This is a genomic window from Saccharopolyspora sp. 6M, from assembly GCF_020176775.1.
GTDB classification, from domain to species: Bacteria; Actinomycetota; Actinomycetes; order Mycobacteriales; family Pseudonocardiaceae; genus Saccharopolyspora_C; species Saccharopolyspora_C gregorii.
Genome location: NZ_JAIUJZ010000066.1, coordinates 1 through 14,308 on the forward strand (window position 1 = coordinate 1; position 14,308 = coordinate 14,308).

Here is a 14,308-nt window from a genome sequence, read left to right on the forward strand (position 1 = left end):
CGGTTGGGGCTGGGGCCACCACTGGGACGGCTGGCGCAAGTGAGCCCCCGGCCTTGACGACCACGACCTGACGCGACGAACGACCTGACGCATCGCCGAGACGGCTCCCGCCCTCCGGTTCGCCGGAACGGCGGGAGCCGTCGCGCGTGCGGTCAGTACAGCGAGGTGAGCAGCTCGGAGCTGAACGGGGCGACCTCGTCCAGGCGCCCGGAGAGCACCTTCTCGCTCCACAGCGGGTCCGCGAGCAGTCCGCGGCCCACCGCGACCAGGTCGAACTCGTCGCGCTCCAGCCGTTCCACCAGTTCATCGATGTCGGTGATCTCGGAGGTCTGGCCGCTGAACGCCCCGGTGAACTCCTGGTTCAGCCCCACCGACCCGACCGTGATGGACGGCTTGCCGGTGAGCTTCTTGGTCCACCCGGCGAGGTTCAGGTCGGAGCCCTCGAACTCCGGCCGCCAGTACCGCCGCGTGGAGGCGTGGAAGGCGTCCACCCCGGCCTCCGCGAGCGGCGCGAGCACGGCCTCCAGCTCGTGCGGCGTGGTGGCCAGCTGCGCCTGGTAGTCGTACATCTTCCACTGCGAGGTGCGGAACACGACGGGGAAGTCGGCGGAGACCGACCGGCGCACGGCGGCCACGACCTCGGTGGCGAAGCGGGTCCGGGACACCGGGTCGCCGCCGTAGGCGTCGGTGCGGCGGTTGGTGCGCTCCCACAGGAACTGGTCGATGAGGTAGCCGTGCGCGCCGTGCAGCTCCACGCCGTCGAACCCGACGCGTTCGGCGTCCGCGGCGGCCTGGGCGAACGCCTCGACGACCGCGTCCAGGTCGGTCCGGGTCATCGCGTGCCCGGCTTCCTCGCCCTTGAGGTCGAACCCGGACGGGCCCATCGGCGGGGCGTCCGGGAACGGCGGGGCGCCTGCGGGGCGGGCCATCCCGACGTGCCAGAGCTGCGGGAAGATCTTCCCGCCCGCCTGGTGCACCTCGGCGACGACGTTCTTCCAGCCGGCCAGCGCGTCCTCGCCGTGGAAGCGCGGTATCGAGTCGCTGAGCCCGGCCGAGGGGTGGTCCACGTAGGTGCCCTCGGTGATGATCAGCCCGGTGCCGGCGGCGGCGCGGCGCGCGGAGTAGGCGGCGACGTCCGCGCCGGGCACTCCGCCGGGGGAGAGGTCGCGCGTCATCGGCGCCATCGCGATGCGGTTCGGCACGGTCGTGCCGCCCAGCTCGAACGGGCGGGACAGCGCTTTCGCCGCGCGGTCGGAGGTGTTGCTGCTGGACACGGGCTCTCCTCGGGAACTGGTGCGGTGCGGTGCGTGCTTCCGCTACGGTAAAACCTGACGTTGACGTCAGAGGAAACCGATTGTGGCCGGGATTACCACCGCGGCCCGGCGGGGCGAGGAGGAAGCGCGATGCGGATCGGGGAACTGGCCGCCAGGACCGGGGTGAGCGTGCGGGCGCTGCGCTACTACGAGGAACAGCACCTGCTGCGAGCCGAGCGCACCGCCAGCGGGCAGCGCACCTACTCGGAGGCCGCGGTCGAACGGGTGCGGCTCATCCAGCAGCTCTACGCCGCCGGGCTGTCCAGCAAGCTGATCCTCGGCCTGCTGCCGTGCGTGGAGACCGGCGAAGCCGACCCGGCCATGATGGACCGCCTCGTCGCCGAGCGGGACCGCATCGACCGGCAGGTCGACGAGCTCGTGCGGACCCGGGACCGGTTGGATGCGATCATCCGCTGCTCGCACGCGGCGCACGACGACTCCCGGTCGATCGCGTGACCCGGGACCGCACCGGCCGAACGTCGTGATCACCGGCGCCGGTTCGGGGATCGGCGCCGCCGGACCCCGCGCGGCGCTCAGCCACCGACCGGCTCGGCCCGTCCGTCCGATTCGGACAGTGCCCGGTAGATGCGGCTCTCCTCCTGCAGCAGCGGCAGCGAACCGCGTTCCCGCGGCCGCGGCAGGTCGACGTCGAAGGTGCGCACGACCCGTCCCGGTCCCGCCGCCAGCAGCAGCACCCGGTCGGCGAGGAACACCGCCTCCCCGACGTCGTGCGTCACGAACACGACCGTCCCGCCGGTCCGCGCGCGGATGCGCAGCAGGTCCTGCTGGAGCCGGATCCGGGTGAGGTGGTCCACCGCCCCGAACGGTTCGTCCATCAGCAGCACCTCCGGTTCCGCGGTGAGCGCCCGCGCTATGCCCGCCCGCTGCCGCATGCCGCCGGAGAGGTGGTGCGGGTAGGCGTCCTCGTAGCCGGACAACCCGACCAGGTCCAGGTGCTCGCGGGCGGCGGCGCGGCGTTCGCCCCGGCCCACCCCGCGGATCTCCAGCCCCAGCTCCACGTTCGCCAGCACCGTGCGCCACGGGTACAGCGACGCGTCCTGGAACACCACCCCGATGCCCTCCCGCGGCCCGGTGAGCGGTTCGCCGCGGAAGCGCACCTCGCCGGAGCTCGGCGCCTGCAACCCGGCGAGCACCTCCAGCAGGGTGCTCTTCCCGCAACCGCTCGGCCCGAGCAGGCAGACGAACTCGCCCGCGGCCACGTCCAGGTCGATGCCGGAGAGCACCTCGTTCGCACCGAACGACTTGTGCACCGACCGCACTTCGAAGATCGCCATGGTGGCTCCCGTCCGATCAGCGCCCGGCGCGGGGCCGGGGGTAGGTGAAGGGCTTGCGGAACTCCTGCGGGATGAAGCGCAGGTCGATGTAGCGGTCCGCGTCGTAGATCCGGTCCTGGTTGCCCACCTCGACCTCGATCTCCTGGCTGCGCCGGATCGCGGCGGGATCGACGTCCGGGTTGTCGTCCCACACGTCGTCCTCCTGCCGGATGGCGCGCGCGACGGCCTCCGGGTCCAGCTTCAACTTCCCCTGCAACCACGGCACGTAGGTCGCGTGGTTCTCCTTCGCGTCGGTGTAGGAGGCGAAGTAGGCGCGCAGCGCCCGCCGCAGCACGTCGGGGTGGTCGCGGATGACGTCGTCACCGGAGATGAGCACCCCGGTGTGGTAGTTCGGCAGGTAGTCCCAGGCCCGCGCCAGCGTGACCGCTTCGCCTTCGAGCTCGCCCAGCGCGGGGAACGGCTGGTGGATGATGGTGGCGTCCACCTGGCCGGTGCTCAACGTGCCGTAGGCCTGCTCGTTGATGCCGTTGTTCACCAGCGACACGTCCCGGTCCGCGTCGATCCCGTGGGCGCGCAGCACATACCGCAGCGTGGTGTCCAGGTTGCTGCCCGCCTTCGAGTTGCCGATGGTGCGCCCGCGCAGGTCTTCGATGCGGGTGATGCCGGGGCGGGCGATGAGGAAGTACGGGCCCTTGCTGCGGAAGGCGGAGGACACGATCTTCAGCGGGGAGCCGAGCGCGGCGGCGCGCAGGTACTCGGTGGTCGGGCCGAAGGCGAAGGTGAGCTCGCCGGTGGCCACGCCGGTCACGGCGTCCTCGACGTCGGTGAACTCGACGGTGAGCCCCTGGGCGGCGAAGTGCCCGCGTTCCACGCCCCAGCGGATCGGCTGCTGGGTGTACTGGGTGCCCGCTTGGAGGGTGATGGTGGCGGTCTCGCCGTCGGCCCGGGTCCCTCCGGTCCCGGCGCAGGCGGCGGTGCCCGCGAGGGGCAGCAGGGCTGCCGCGGCCAGCGACGACCGGACGAATTCGCGGCGGTTCATGTGAGCTCCAGGATGGTCAGGAGTGCTTCCAGCGCAGCAGGACGCGGCGCTCCAGCAGGCCCACGCCGGAGATGATCAGCGCGGACAGCACGGTGGTGAACAGGACGAGCGCGAAGACCGAGGCGGTGTCGTACACCCCGACCGCGCGGTTGAGCAGGTTGCCCAGCCCGCCCTTGGACGCGGTGATCTCCGCGAACAGGGCGGCCACCAGCGCGGTCCCGGTCTCCACCTTGATCGCGGCCACGATGGAGGTCGTCGCCGAGGGCAGCACGACCTTGCGGATCAGCTGCGCGCGGCTCGCCCCGAACGAGCGGGCGACCTTGAGGTGGTCCGCGGAGACCTGCTTGATGCCCGCGATGGTGTTGTAGACGAACAGGAAGTAGCAGAACAGGAAGACGATCACGATCTTGTGCGCGGCGCCGATGCCGAGGTACAGCGTCAGCAGCGGGATGATCGTCACCTTCGGCACCGCCATCAGCGCGGCCACGAACGGGTTCAGGAAGGTCCCGGCATTGCGGGACAGGCCCATCCACACCCCGGTGGCGACGCCGAACACCAGGGCCAGCGAGGCGCCCGCGGCGGCCTCCCCGAGCGTCAGCAGCAGGTTCCCGAGCAGGTTCTGCTCGGTGAACAGCGCCGGGTAGGCGGCGAGCACCTCGGTGGGGGAGGCCAGGTAGATCCGCTTGACGCGGCCGCTGTCCACGGCCTGCTGCACCACCGCGAGCACCGCGGCGACCAGCAGCACCTGCCCGCCGAGGATCGCGAACCCGGTGCGGCGCGGGCGTTTTCCGGCGGACGGAGCGGCCGTGGTGGCGGGTGCGGCCGGTGCTTCTCGAACGGTCATGGCGCGGTGGTCCTCCCTGCCGCTGCTGCGCGGACCGGCGGCACGTCCAGTCCGAGGTGGTCGCGGAACGTGCTGCCCGCGTAGTCGTCGCGGTGCAGCCCGCGGCGCCGGAGCTCGGGCACCACCAGGTCGGCGAAGGCGCGCACCGAACCGGGGACGTGCGGCGGGAAGATGTTGAACCCGTCGGCGGCACCGCCGTCGAACCAGCGCTGCACGAAATCGGCCACCTGCACCGGATCGCCGACCACGGAGGCGCGGCCCGCGCCGGTGCCGAGCCCGTTCACCAGGTCCCGGTAGGTGATGCGGTGCTCGCCGGACAGGTCCCGGTGGGTGTGCGCGCGCACCGCGTCGAGCAACACCCGGCCCTGCTCGTCGAGCTCGTCGGCGAGGGCGGCGGGCACCTGCTCGTCCGGGTCGTGGCCGCGCACGTCGACGCCGAGCTCCCGGGAGACCGAGGTGAGGTTGCGGCGGGGCCGCTGCCCGAGGGCGCCGCCGCGGTGCAGCGGGCCGGCGAGCTGCTCCTCCTCGTCCAGCGGCAGGAACGAGTTGAGCAGGTCGTGCTCGGCGACCGCGTCCTGCGTGGTGGCGCCGGTGTAGACGCTCAGCCCGGGCAGGATGCGCGGCAGCCCGGGTTCCCGGCCGTGCGCGGCGGCGCGGGCCTTCACGTCGGCGTAGTACTCCCGGGCGGACTCGAAGTCGTGGTGCCCGGAGAACACCACGTCCGCCTCCCGGGCGGCGAGGTCCCGGGAGCGCTCCGAGGTGCCCGCGTGCAGCAGCACCACCTGGCCCTGCGGTGGTCGCGGGACGTCGAGCGGCCCGTCCACGTCGAAGTGCGCGCCGCGGTGGCCGATGGGGGCGCCGTGCGCGCCGCTGTCCCACAGCGCCCGCACCACGTCGACGAACTCGCCCGCCCGGTCGTAGCGCTTGTCGGTGTCCCAGTGCTCGCTGCGGCTGAAGTTCCCGGCCGCCGCGGCGTCCGCTCCGGTCACCAGGTTCCACGAGGCGCGCCCGCGGCTGAGGTGGTCGAGCGAGGCCGTCAGCCGGGCCACCGAGTACGGGTCGTGGTAGGTCGGGTTCGCGGTCACCACGATGCCGATCCTGCTGGTGGCGGCGGCGATCGCGGCTCCGGCGGTGAACGGTTCCAGCCGGGACATCTGGGCGGGGTTGGTGCGCGCCAGCGCCGGGTCGGTCGCCAGGCGGTCGCCGAGGAACACGAAGTCGAACGCGGCGTCCTCGGCGATCCTGCTGACCTGCTGGATGAATCCGATGTCGTAGGCGCCGTCGGCGCGCGCCCCGGGGTGCCGCCAGCCCGCGGGATGCGTGCCGGTGGCCCAGAACATCAGGCCCAGGTGCAGTCGTCGTGCCGTCACGATGCGGCCCCCGTTCGCGGTGGTGCGGGCCGCCGGGACGGGTCGCGGCGGGCCGGTCGGGTGAGGTTCAGGTGCGAGCGCAGGCTCCGGTCCGCGTAGTCGTGGCGGAACACGCCGCGGCGGCGCAGCAGCGGCACCACCAGTTCGGTGAACCGGCGCAGCTGGCCGGGTTGCGGGGGAGCGTGCAGCAGGTACCCGTCCACCTGCCCGGCGGAGAAGGACTCCGCGATGCGCCCGGCGACGGTGTCGGGATCGCCGATGAGCACCGCTCCGCTGGCCAGCGCGCGTTCTCCGCCGGGGGTGGCGTGCAGTTGCTCGTGCAGGTCCCGCACCTCGGCCACGTCCTCGCCGAGGACGGGGATCAGGTCGGGCAGCACCGCGGCGTGCTCGCCGCGGTCGGTCGCGCCACCGGGCAGCACGAGCTCGGCGTCCGGGACGGCGGCGGCGAGCTCGTCGGCGGCGTGCGCCAGCACCGGATGCCCTTGCGGCGGGCGGGCCAGGTTCAGCGGTCCGCGCACCTGGAAGTGCGCGCCGACGTGGTCCACGGCGCGGATGCGGTCGGCGTCGACGAACGCGCCGGATCCCTTGTCCCGCACGAAGGCGTCGTCGTCCCAGCTGTCCCACAGCGCCCGCACCAGCCCGACGAACTCGCGGGTGCGCTCCACCGCGTCCGCCCGGGGGAGGGGGCCCGCGCGCTCGCCGCCGGGGTGTTCCTCGGTGACCAGCCAACCGGCCCGCCCACCGGAGATGTGGTCGAGGGAGGCCACCAGCCGGGCGAGGTTGAACGGTTCGTGCCGCAGCGGATCGCCGGTGGCCAGCAGTCCGATCCGGGTGCTGCGCACGGCCGCGTGCGCGGCGGCGGTGAACGGTTCGAGGCCGGTGCCGGTGTCGCGCCTGCCGTCGAGCAGCACGAAGTCGAACGCGGCGTCCTCGGCGAGGCGCACGGCCCGGTCGAGCTCGTCCGGGGCGCTGCCCGTGGCGTGGGCGTAGCCGAGGTGCAGCTGCCGGGGGCGCTTCTTGTGCTGGTTCCTTCCCAAGGAGACCTCCTGCGGGTCGTGCCGCGAGCAGCGGGACGCACCGCTGCGGTGCCGTGTCGCGGTGTCGCGGCGCGCGGCGGTGCGCGACCGCCGGGCGGCGGTGCGGTGCGGGCGTCCGGGGGCGCTCCGGTGCTGCTTCGGACCGGGCGGCGAAAAAGAGTCCTCAGTGGACTGAATGGCGAACGCCGTTGTGGCGTCGGGGGATCGAGCGGGCGCGCGGTACCGCGTGCCGGGAGTCCTGATCGGACGGATCAGCCGGTACAGCCGCGGTGCGCGGCGGATGACTGCGTGCTGAACCGCCCGGGAAGAGCCGACCGAGTGGGCATGCCCGGAAGTCTCGACACGACCCCCGCCGACGTCAAGCAGCCGTCGATCCGTCGCACAGGGTGGGACGGTGCAGCTCAGCGGCCCGGGCGGCGTCGCCGGACGGTGGTCCGGGGTCGCGACGGCCCCGAGGTGAGCCCGGACACCCCGTCCGCGGGGACGCGGGGTTCGGCGGGTGCCTCGTTGCCGCCGCTGCGCGGGGTGGCCGATACTCGCGCCGTGTCGAAGCCAGGTGAGACCCCCGCGCGGACCGGTGGCAAGGAGCGCGGCTCGGAGGTGCAGTCCGTCGCGCGCGCCTCGGCGCTGCTCGAAGCGGTGGTGGACAGCGCCGAGGGCCTGACGCTGACCGAGCTGGTGCGCGAGAGCGGCCTGACGATGAGCACGGTGCACCGGTTGCTGCGCACCCTGTGCTCCGGCGGGTTGCTGTGCCGCGACTCCGGCACCGAGCGATTCCTGCCCGGCCCGCTGCTGCTGCGGCTCGCCCGCCGTTCGCTGGCCTCCGCCGGGGTGCCGGAGGCCGCCGACGTGCTGCGGGACCTGGTGGACCGCACCGGGGAGACCGCGAGCCTCGGCATGCGCCAGGGCGAGCAGGTGCTGGTGCTGCTGGTGGCGCAATCCGCGCAGCCGCTGCGGTTCCAGGGCGTGCAGGGCGAGCACCGCGCGCTGCTGCGCTCGGCGATGGGCCGGGCGCTGCTGGCCGTCGGCGACCGCCCGGTGCGGGAGGTCCTCGACGAGCTGCTGCCCGGTGCCGGCGAGGAGGAGCGCTGGGAGCACGAGGTGGACCTGATGGCGGCCCGGTTCCGCGGGTGCGCCGTGTTCGACGACCCGGACCGCGCCGGGCTGCGCGCGATCGCCGCCCCGGTCCCGGGGCACCGCGACGGCGGGCGGCTGGTCGTCGAGGTGCAGGGCCCGGCCGCGCGGATGGCCGACGAGGAGCTCGACCGGTTGGGCGCGGCCGTCCGCGCCGCCGCCGAGGAGCTGCACGGACTGCCGCTGTCGCTGGGTGGCGCGGGCACCTGAGAACCCGGGCGCGCGTGCCACCGGACCGCGCCCCGGTCAACCCGCGACCACCGACTTCCGTGATGTGGGAGGTGTTGCCGCATCGCGCAAGTATCCGTTGACCGGCCGCCGAACCCCGCCCTACGTTGCTCATCGACAGCACGAACGGCAGGGAGGTGACCGTGAGCCCGCAGCGCTCCGAGGCACGAGTGGTCATCTCCCCGAACCACCCGGTGTTCGACCTGCCGGAGATCGTCGCCCTGGAACGCGGCATGTTCGCCGAGGCGGGCCTGGACGTGCGCTTCGCCGAACGGGCCGGCGCCGAGGACCGCACCGAGCGGGACCCGGCGGCGCGCCGCAAGGAATCCCTGTTCGAGCACGCGCAGGCCGACGTCTACAACCTGTGCGAATGGGGCGGGATCGACCGGCTGGAGCGCAACCGCAGGCCGGGCAGGCTCGGCTACCTGCGGCCCGCGATCGTCGCCCAAGCACTGGTGAGCTTCGACCCGGCGTTGCAGGAACCGCACGACCTGAGCGGGATCCCGGTCGGCGTCAACGAGTTCACCGGCTCGCACTACACCGCGCTGCACCTGCTGGAAGGCGCGGTGGCGCGGGAGAACGTCGTCGTCGAGCACGTCGGCTTCCCCGAGGTCCGGTTGCGCCGCGCCGAAACCGGCGCGATCCGCGCCGTGATGCTGATGGAGCCGTACCTCAGCCTGGCCCGCAAGCGCGGTGCCCACCTGCTCGGCACCTACTTCTACCGGGGCGTCGAAGTCGTCGCCCCCGAACTGACCGACGCGGCGCGCGAGACCTTCGTCGGCGTCGTTGACGCCGCGGTCGACCTCATCAACGCCGACCCCGCCCGGTACCGGCACCACCTGGTCGCCGAGGTGGCGGGCGAGCTCGACGAGTCCGAGCTCGGCACCGAGCACTTCCGCTACACCCGCGCCACGCCGGTCACCGAACGCCGGTTCACCGAGAGCTACGCGTGGATGCGCTCCTGGCGCCTGACCTCCGGCGCGCACGGCTACCGCACCCTGCTGGGGTTGCGGTGAACCCGCCCGCCGGCCTCACCCGGCGCAGGTACCTCGACTGGTGCTCGCTCAACGGCGGGCTCTGTCCCCGCTGAACCCCGGCCTTCCGCGGGGCGCGCCCGTGCGGCGCGTCCCGGGCCGCACGCCTCTGCCCTTTCCCCTTCGCTGCTCCTGGAGCGTCGTCATGAACACCTGGACCGGTGGTGTCCCACCAGTTCCCCGCGGCCCGCTCGGGCGCCGCGCCGTGCTGCGCGGCGGGCTGGCGGCGGCGCTGGGCCTCGCGGGAGCCGGGGTGCTGTCCGGCTGCGGTACCGGATCGCCCGGGGCCGCGAAGGTGGAGGACACCCAGAAGGGCACCGCGGGCGCGGTGATCCGGCCCATCGCCGAGCGGTACGGGCTCGTCGGCGACCTGGATCTGGAACACGTCGCGGGCACCGGGCCCGGCGACGTGCAGAACAAGCTGCTCTCCGGCGCCCTCGACGTGGCCAGCATGGGACCGATCGGGGCCGTCGTCGCCGCCGAGGCGCGCGCGGCGGTGAGCCTGTTCAGCACCAGCCTGCACAACCACGTGCACTGGCTGGTCCCGGAGAACAGCCCGTACCGCACGGTGCGGGACCTGCGCGGGAAACCCATCGCGACACCGCCGAACAACAGCGACGCCTACCGCTCGGCGCAGCTGGCGGCCGCGGTCAACGACATCGACTTCGAAGCCGACTACGACGTGCACCAGGGCGCGGTGCTGGCCGGGCTGGCGCTGTTCGAGCGCGGTGACGTGGAGGCCATCCTCACCATCGAGCCGAACGCCACCCTGCTCGTCGGCCGCGGTGCCCGCGAGCTCGTGTCGGTGCAGCAGCTGTGGAGCGAGGGCACCGGCGACGGCGGGCGCCTGCTGCTCAACGGGCAGGGTGCCACGAACGAATGGATCGACGCGCACCCCGCGCAGGCCGCGGGGATCGCCCGGTTGCGGCTCGCCGCGCACCAGGTGATCGCCGAGAACCCTGCGGTGCTCGCCGAGCTGCACGAGTACTACGGCATCCCCGCCGGCGAGCGCCGCGCCGTCGAACTGCTGCCGCGGCGGCTCGCCGACGTCTATCCCGTGGTCTGGGACGAGTCGGTGTTCGCCGGGCTGCGCAAGCAGATCGACGTCGCCGTCCGAACAGGACTGATCAGCGCCGCGCCCGCCGCGGAACCGTTCCGGGTGGTGGGGCGGGCATGACGACCACGACCGCGCCCGAGCGCACCGACCCGGCCGCCCCGCCGGCGACCGCGCCACCGGCGGGCCCCGGCGCCTGGCGCCGCATCGCCGCCGCCGGCTGGCCGCCCGCCGCGTTCGCGCTGCTGCTCGGCGCGGGCTGGCAGCTGATGGCGGTGCTCGCGGACAGCGTCCTCGTACCCGGGCTCGGCGAGATCGCCGACCGCTTCGGCGAGATCGTCGTCGGCGGCGACGTCCTCGGCGAGCTGGGCGTGACGCTGGCCCGGGTGTGCCTCGGCTTCGCGCTCGCCTTCGCCGCCGCCCTGGTCGTCGGGATCGCCATGGGGCGCCACCCGGTCGTCCGCCGCTTCTTCGAACCCGCCGTGCTGCTCGGGCTGACCGTCCCCGGACTGGTGTGGGCGCTGCTGTGCGTCATCTGGTTCGGGGTGGGGCTGGCGAACCCGGTGCTCGCCGTCGCGCTCTCCGCCGCGCCCGCGCTGACCTTGAACGTCTACCAGGGCATCCGCGCGCTGCCCGGCGAGCTGCTGGAGATGACGCACGTGTACCGCTTCTCGCCGTGGCGCCGGCTGCGGTACCTGTGGCTGCCCGCGTTGCAACCGGCGCTGTTCTCCGGGGCGCGGCTCGGGCTGTCGCTGTCCTGGAAGGTGATCGTGCTGGTGGAGATCTTCGGGCTCTCCAGCGGAGTCGGGTACCAGCTCAACAACGAGTTCGCGGCGCAGAGCGTCGCCGGGGTCCTGAGCTGGACGCTGCTGTTCGGCGCGGTGATGGCGCTGCTGGAGTACGGCCTGCTGCAGAACCTGGAACGGCGGCTCACCCGCTGGCGCAAGGCGGTGTCGGTATGAGCGCGATCTCGCTGCGCGCGGTGTCCAAGCGGTTCCGCGACGCGCGCACCGGCCGGGTCGAATCGGTCTTCGAGGAGTTCTCCCTCGACGTCGCCGAAGGCGAGCTCGTCGCCGTGGTCGGGGCCTCCGGGACCGGCAAGACCACGCTGCTGCACCTCGTGGCCGGGCTCGAACGCGCCGACGCGGGGGAGGTGCCGGTGCCGCCCGGGCGGCTCGGCGTCGTGTTCCAGCAACCGCGGCTGCTGGACTGGATCCCGGTGCGGCGCAACGTGGAACTCGCCCTGGACGCCGCCGGGCTGGACCGCGCCGCGGCCGCCGAGGTGCTCGCGGCGGTGGGGTTGGCCGAGCACGCCGACTCCTACCCCTCGGTGCTCTCCGGCGGGCAGCGGCAGCGGGTCGCGGTGGCCAGGGCCTTCGCCGTCGAACCGGGCGTGGTGCTGCTGGACGAGCCGTTCAGCGCGCTCGACGAGCTGACCGCGCGCCGGCTGCGGCTGCTGCTGCAGGAGCTGTGGACCGCCCGGCCGCGCACCGGGCTGCTCGTCACGCACAACCCGTTGGAGGCGGCGCTGCTGGCCGACCGGATCGTCGTGCTCGGCGGCCGCCCGGCCCGCGTCGTGCGGCGCTACGAGGTGCCGGCCGCGCGCCCCCGGTCCCCGGAGGACCCGGATCTGTTCGCGCTGCACGGCGAGATCGTCGCCGACCTGACCGCCGGGGCCTGACCCCGCACCACCAGGACCGAAGGAACGAGAGGGAATCCGACATGGCGCATGACAAGGTCACCATGGAACTGCTGTCGCTGGTGTTCTCGCTGCCGCAGCTGGTCGCCGCCGACGAGGGCTACTACGCCGAGGAGGGGCTGGAGGTCGAGTTCGTCCCCAAGGGCTACGCGGGCGCCGGGGTCGGCTTCCTGGAGGACCACCAGCTGCTGAGCGCGTTCGGCAGCACCAAATCGCACTTCGAGAGCGGCGAGGCCACCCTGTACCGCGCCTGCGAGTGGGGCCAGATCCGGCGTTCCGTGGACACCAGCGTCGGTGGCCGGGTCGTGAGCAAGCGCGCCGCCGTGCTCAGCCAAGGCCTGTACGTGCACCCGGATTCGCCCGCGGTGCACCCGCAGGACCTGGCGGGCGAGGCGGTCGGCGTGAACTTCCACCACGGCTCGCACTACCTCGCCTTGCAGACGCTGGAGGGCTTCCTGCCGCGCGAGGAGATCAAGGTGGTGCACGTCGGCGGGCCGCAGCAGCGGTTCGAGGCGCTGCGGGACCGGGAGATCGCGGCGGTGGCGCTGATGGAACCGTGGATCTCGGTGGCGGAGAAGCAGGGCTACCGGCTGCTCGCGGAGGCCTACTACGCGGGTTCGGAGATCGCGAGCCCCGACCTGCCCACCAGCACCTACGAGGCGATCAACCGCGCGGTGGTGAAGGCGGTGCGCAAGCTCGGCGAGGACCCGCGGCCGTACCTGCACCACCTCATCGGCGAGGTGCCGCCGGAGATCGAACGGCTCTCCGTCGAGGACTTCCGGCTGGACCGGCTGCGGTTCGTGGAACCGCGCCCCTACCCGCGGGAGGAGTTCCAGCGCACCTACGACTGGATGGTGAGCTGGGGGTTGGTGCAGGAGGACTCCGGATACGGCAAGGTGGTCGAGAACCTCGTCCGGATCTGAACCGGGGCGGGACGGCGGACGGCACCGGCCGGTGCGCTGGGAGGTGCCGACCATGGCGAGCCGGGCGGGGCGCGGACCTCGGGTGTGGCCGCTGTACGCGGGCGGGTTCCTCGGCCCCTACGGCAGCACGATGGTCACCCCGATGGTGCACGAGGTCGCGGCCGGGCTGCACGGCTCGGTGACCGCCGCCGCGGCCGCCGTCACCGCGTACATGGTGCCGTTCGCGGTGCTGCTGCTGGTGTCGGGGACCCTGGCGGAGCGCTGGGGCCGCGGGCGGGTCGTGCGGGCCGCGCTGCTGGTGTTCGCGCTGGTGTCCGCGTTGTGCGCGGCGGCGCCGACGATGGAGCTGTTCCTGCTCGGCCGCGCCGTGCAGGGCGCCGCGAACGCGTTCATCACCCCGCTGCTGGTGGCCGCGATCATCGATCTGGTGCCGGGGGAGCGGCGCGGGCGCGCGCTGGGGTGGTTCGCCGGGATGCAGGCCGCCGGTCAGGGGTTCAGCCCGCTGATCACCGGGGTGGCGGCGGCGTGGCACTGGCGGCTCGCGTTCGTCTTCCCCGCGCTGCTCGCGATCGTGCTGGTGCTGCTGCCGCCGGACGCGGCCGCCGCGGCCCGCCGGGCCACCGGCGCCGTGCCGTGGCGGGTGCTGGTCAACCGCAGGCTGGGGTCGGCGGCGGCGCTGTCCTTCCTGAGCTACCTCGGCGCGGTGGGGCTCACCGTGCTGGTGGTGCTGCGCGTCGCCGACGACTTCGGTTTCGGGCCGGTGCAACGAGGTCTGGTCAGCGCGGCGTTCGGCGTGGCGGGAGTGGCCGCCGCCGGGCCGCTGGGCCGGTGGGCGGAGCGGGTCGGGCCGCGCCCGCTGGGGCTGGTGCTGAACGCGCTGCTCGCGGCCGGGTTGCTCGCCGCGGCGCTCGGCCCGTCCCCGCTGCTGGTCGTCGTGGGGGTGCTGCTGGCGGGCGCCGCGGTCACCGGCATCCGCACCATCGTCAACGAGCTGGCCGCGACGAGCGCGCCGTCGAACCGGGGCGGGGCGGCGTCGCTGGCGCTGGCGGCGCAGTTCTTCGGTGGTGCGCTGGCACCGGTGCTGTGGGTACCGCTGTACCACCTGGACGCGCGGTGGGGTTTCGCCGCGGCCTGCACCGCGCCGCTGGCCGCCCTGGTCGTCCTGCTGGCGGCGAGGTCCCTGCGCCGTGCGCCCGGCTCGCCGACGTGAAGCGGCCCCCCCCCCCCCCGGGGGGGGGGGGCGGGGGGGGGGGCGCCCCCGGGGGGGGGGGGGGCGGCGCGGGGCGGCCGGGGCCCCCCCCGGGTTTGCCCCCCCCGGGGGGCGGGGGTCAGGGGGCG

Annotated in this window: 14 protein-coding genes; 8 read left to right on the plus strand and 6 right to left on the minus strand. The window is 73.8% G+C overall.

Features of this window, described 5'->3' with window-relative positions; genetic code table 11:
- Positions 1-152: 152 nt before the first annotated feature.
- Entirely contained in the window at positions 153-1,274 is a 1,122-nt protein-coding gene (locus LCD31_RS10910; protein ID WP_224957730.1) for an NADH:flavin oxidoreductase, read from the minus strand.
- Between the two features lie 129 nt (positions 1,275-1,403).
- Between LCD31_RS10910 and LCD31_RS10915 the strand changes: the two genes are divergently transcribed.
- Entirely contained in the window at positions 1,404-1,769 is a 366-nt protein-coding gene (locus LCD31_RS10915; protein ID WP_224957731.1) for a MerR family transcriptional regulator, read from the plus strand.
- A gap of 77 nt (positions 1,770-1,846) precedes the next feature.
- Here LCD31_RS10915 and LCD31_RS10920 read toward each other — a convergent pair whose 3' ends face one another.
- The 5 genes from LCD31_RS10920 to LCD31_RS10940 are packed head-to-tail and all read right to left on the minus strand — an operon-like array spanning position 1,847 to position 6,898.
- Positions 1,847-2,608 carry an ABC transporter ATP-binding protein gene (locus LCD31_RS10920; RefSeq protein WP_224957732.1) on the minus strand — a complete coding sequence of 254 codons (762 nt, stop codon included), beginning with the start codon at positions 2,606-2,608 and terminating at the stop codon, positions 1,847-1,849.
- A gap of 16 nt (positions 2,609-2,624) precedes the next feature.
- The gene (locus tag LCD31_RS10925; RefSeq protein WP_224957733.1) at positions 2,625-3,647 is read right to left on the minus strand and encodes an ABC transporter substrate-binding protein; all 1,023 of its coding nucleotides are present in this window, start codon (positions 3,645-3,647) and stop codon (positions 2,625-2,627) included.
- A gap of 16 nt (positions 3,648-3,663) precedes the next feature.
- Positions 3,664-4,491: an ABC transporter permease gene (locus tag LCD31_RS10930; RefSeq protein WP_224957734.1), complete on the minus strand. Its 828-nt coding sequence runs from the start codon at positions 4,489-4,491 to the stop codon at positions 3,664-3,666.
- The gene (locus LCD31_RS10935; RefSeq protein WP_224957735.1) at positions 4,488-5,861 is read right to left on the minus strand and encodes an LLM class flavin-dependent oxidoreductase; all 1,374 of its coding nucleotides are present in this window, start codon (positions 5,859-5,861) and stop codon (positions 4,488-4,490) included. Before LCD31_RS10935 ends, LCD31_RS10930 begins: the two co-directional genes overlap by 4 nt.
- A complete protein-coding gene (locus LCD31_RS10940; protein ID WP_224957738.1) occupies positions 5,858-6,898 on the minus strand; it encodes an LLM class flavin-dependent oxidoreductase in 1,041 nt (346 codons plus the stop codon). The genes LCD31_RS10935 and LCD31_RS10940 overlap by 4 nt, the downstream gene beginning before the upstream one ends.
- Positions 6,899-7,441: 543 nt before the next feature.
- On the opposite strand from LCD31_RS10940, the gene LCD31_RS10945 reads away from it, so the two are divergent.
- From LCD31_RS10945 to LCD31_RS10975, 7 genes are all read left to right on the plus strand, one after another.
- Entirely contained in the window at positions 7,442-8,242 is an 801-nt protein-coding gene (locus LCD31_RS10945; protein ID WP_224957740.1) for an IclR family transcriptional regulator, read from the plus strand.
- A 161-nt stretch (positions 8,243-8,403) separates the two neighbouring features.
- Positions 8,404-9,276 (plus strand): nitrate ABC transporter substrate-binding protein, encoded by an 873-nt coding sequence (locus LCD31_RS10950; protein ID WP_224957742.1) that lies wholly within the window; start codon positions 8,404-8,406, stop codon positions 9,274-9,276.
- Between the two features lie 163 nt (positions 9,277-9,439).
- On the plus strand, positions 9,440-10,471 hold the full coding sequence (locus LCD31_RS10955) for an ABC transporter substrate-binding protein (RefSeq protein ID WP_224957744.1): 1,032 nt from the start codon (positions 9,440-9,442) through the stop codon (positions 10,469-10,471).
- On the plus strand, positions 10,468-11,310 hold the full coding sequence (locus LCD31_RS10960; protein WP_224957746.1) for an ABC transporter permease: 843 nt from the start codon (positions 10,468-10,470) through the stop codon (positions 11,308-11,310). The genes LCD31_RS10955 and LCD31_RS10960 overlap by 4 nt, the downstream gene beginning before the upstream one ends.
- Positions 11,307-12,029, plus strand: a complete 723-nt coding sequence (locus LCD31_RS10965; RefSeq protein WP_224957748.1) for an ABC transporter ATP-binding protein — start codon at positions 11,307-11,309, stop codon at positions 12,027-12,029. Before LCD31_RS10960 ends, LCD31_RS10965 begins: the two co-directional genes overlap by 4 nt.
- A 41-nt stretch (positions 12,030-12,070) precedes the next feature.
- Positions 12,071-12,970 carry an ABC transporter substrate-binding protein gene (locus LCD31_RS10970; protein WP_224957749.1) on the plus strand — a complete coding sequence of 300 codons (900 nt, stop codon included), beginning with the start codon at positions 12,071-12,073 and terminating at the stop codon, positions 12,968-12,970.
- A gap of 52 nt (positions 12,971-13,022) precedes the next feature.
- On the plus strand, positions 13,023-14,180 hold the full coding sequence (locus tag LCD31_RS10975) for an MFS transporter (protein WP_224957750.1): 1,158 nt from the start codon (positions 13,023-13,025) through the stop codon (positions 14,178-14,180).
- Positions 14,181-14,308 lie beyond the last annotated feature (128 nt).

Excerpts from the sequence above, each read along its gene's own strand:
- LCD31_RS10915 (WP_224957731.1), top strand. The coding sequence starts at position 1,404 with ATGCGGATCGGGGAACTGGCCGCCAGGACCGGGGTGAGCGTGCGGGCG.
- LCD31_RS10920 (WP_224957732.1), bottom strand. The coding sequence starts at position 2,608 with ATGGCGATCTTCGAAGTGCGGTCGGTGCACAAGTCGTTCGGTGCGAAC.
- LCD31_RS10925 (WP_224957733.1), bottom strand. The coding sequence starts at position 3,647 with ATGAACCGCCGCGAATTCGTCCGGTCGTCGCTGGCCGCGGCAGCCCTG.
- LCD31_RS10930 (WP_224957734.1), bottom strand. The coding sequence starts at position 4,491 with ATGACCGTTCGAGAAGCACCGGCCGCACCCGCCACCACGGCCGCTCCG.
- LCD31_RS10955 (WP_224957744.1), top strand. The coding sequence starts at position 9,440 with ATGAACACCTGGACCGGTGGTGTCCCACCAGTTCCCCGCGGCCCGCTC.
- LCD31_RS10960 (WP_224957746.1), top strand. The coding sequence starts at position 10,468 with ATGACGACCACGACCGCGCCCGAGCGCACCGACCCGGCCGCCCCGCCG.
- LCD31_RS10965 (WP_224957748.1), top strand. The coding sequence starts at position 11,307 with ATGAGCGCGATCTCGCTGCGCGCGGTGTCCAAGCGGTTCCGCGACGCG.
- LCD31_RS10970 (WP_224957749.1), top strand. The coding sequence starts at position 12,071 with ATGGCGCATGACAAGGTCACCATGGAACTGCTGTCGCTGGTGTTCTCG.
- LCD31_RS10975 (WP_224957750.1), top strand. The coding sequence starts at position 13,023 with ATGGCGAGCCGGGCGGGGCGCGGACCTCGGGTGTGGCCGCTGTACGCG.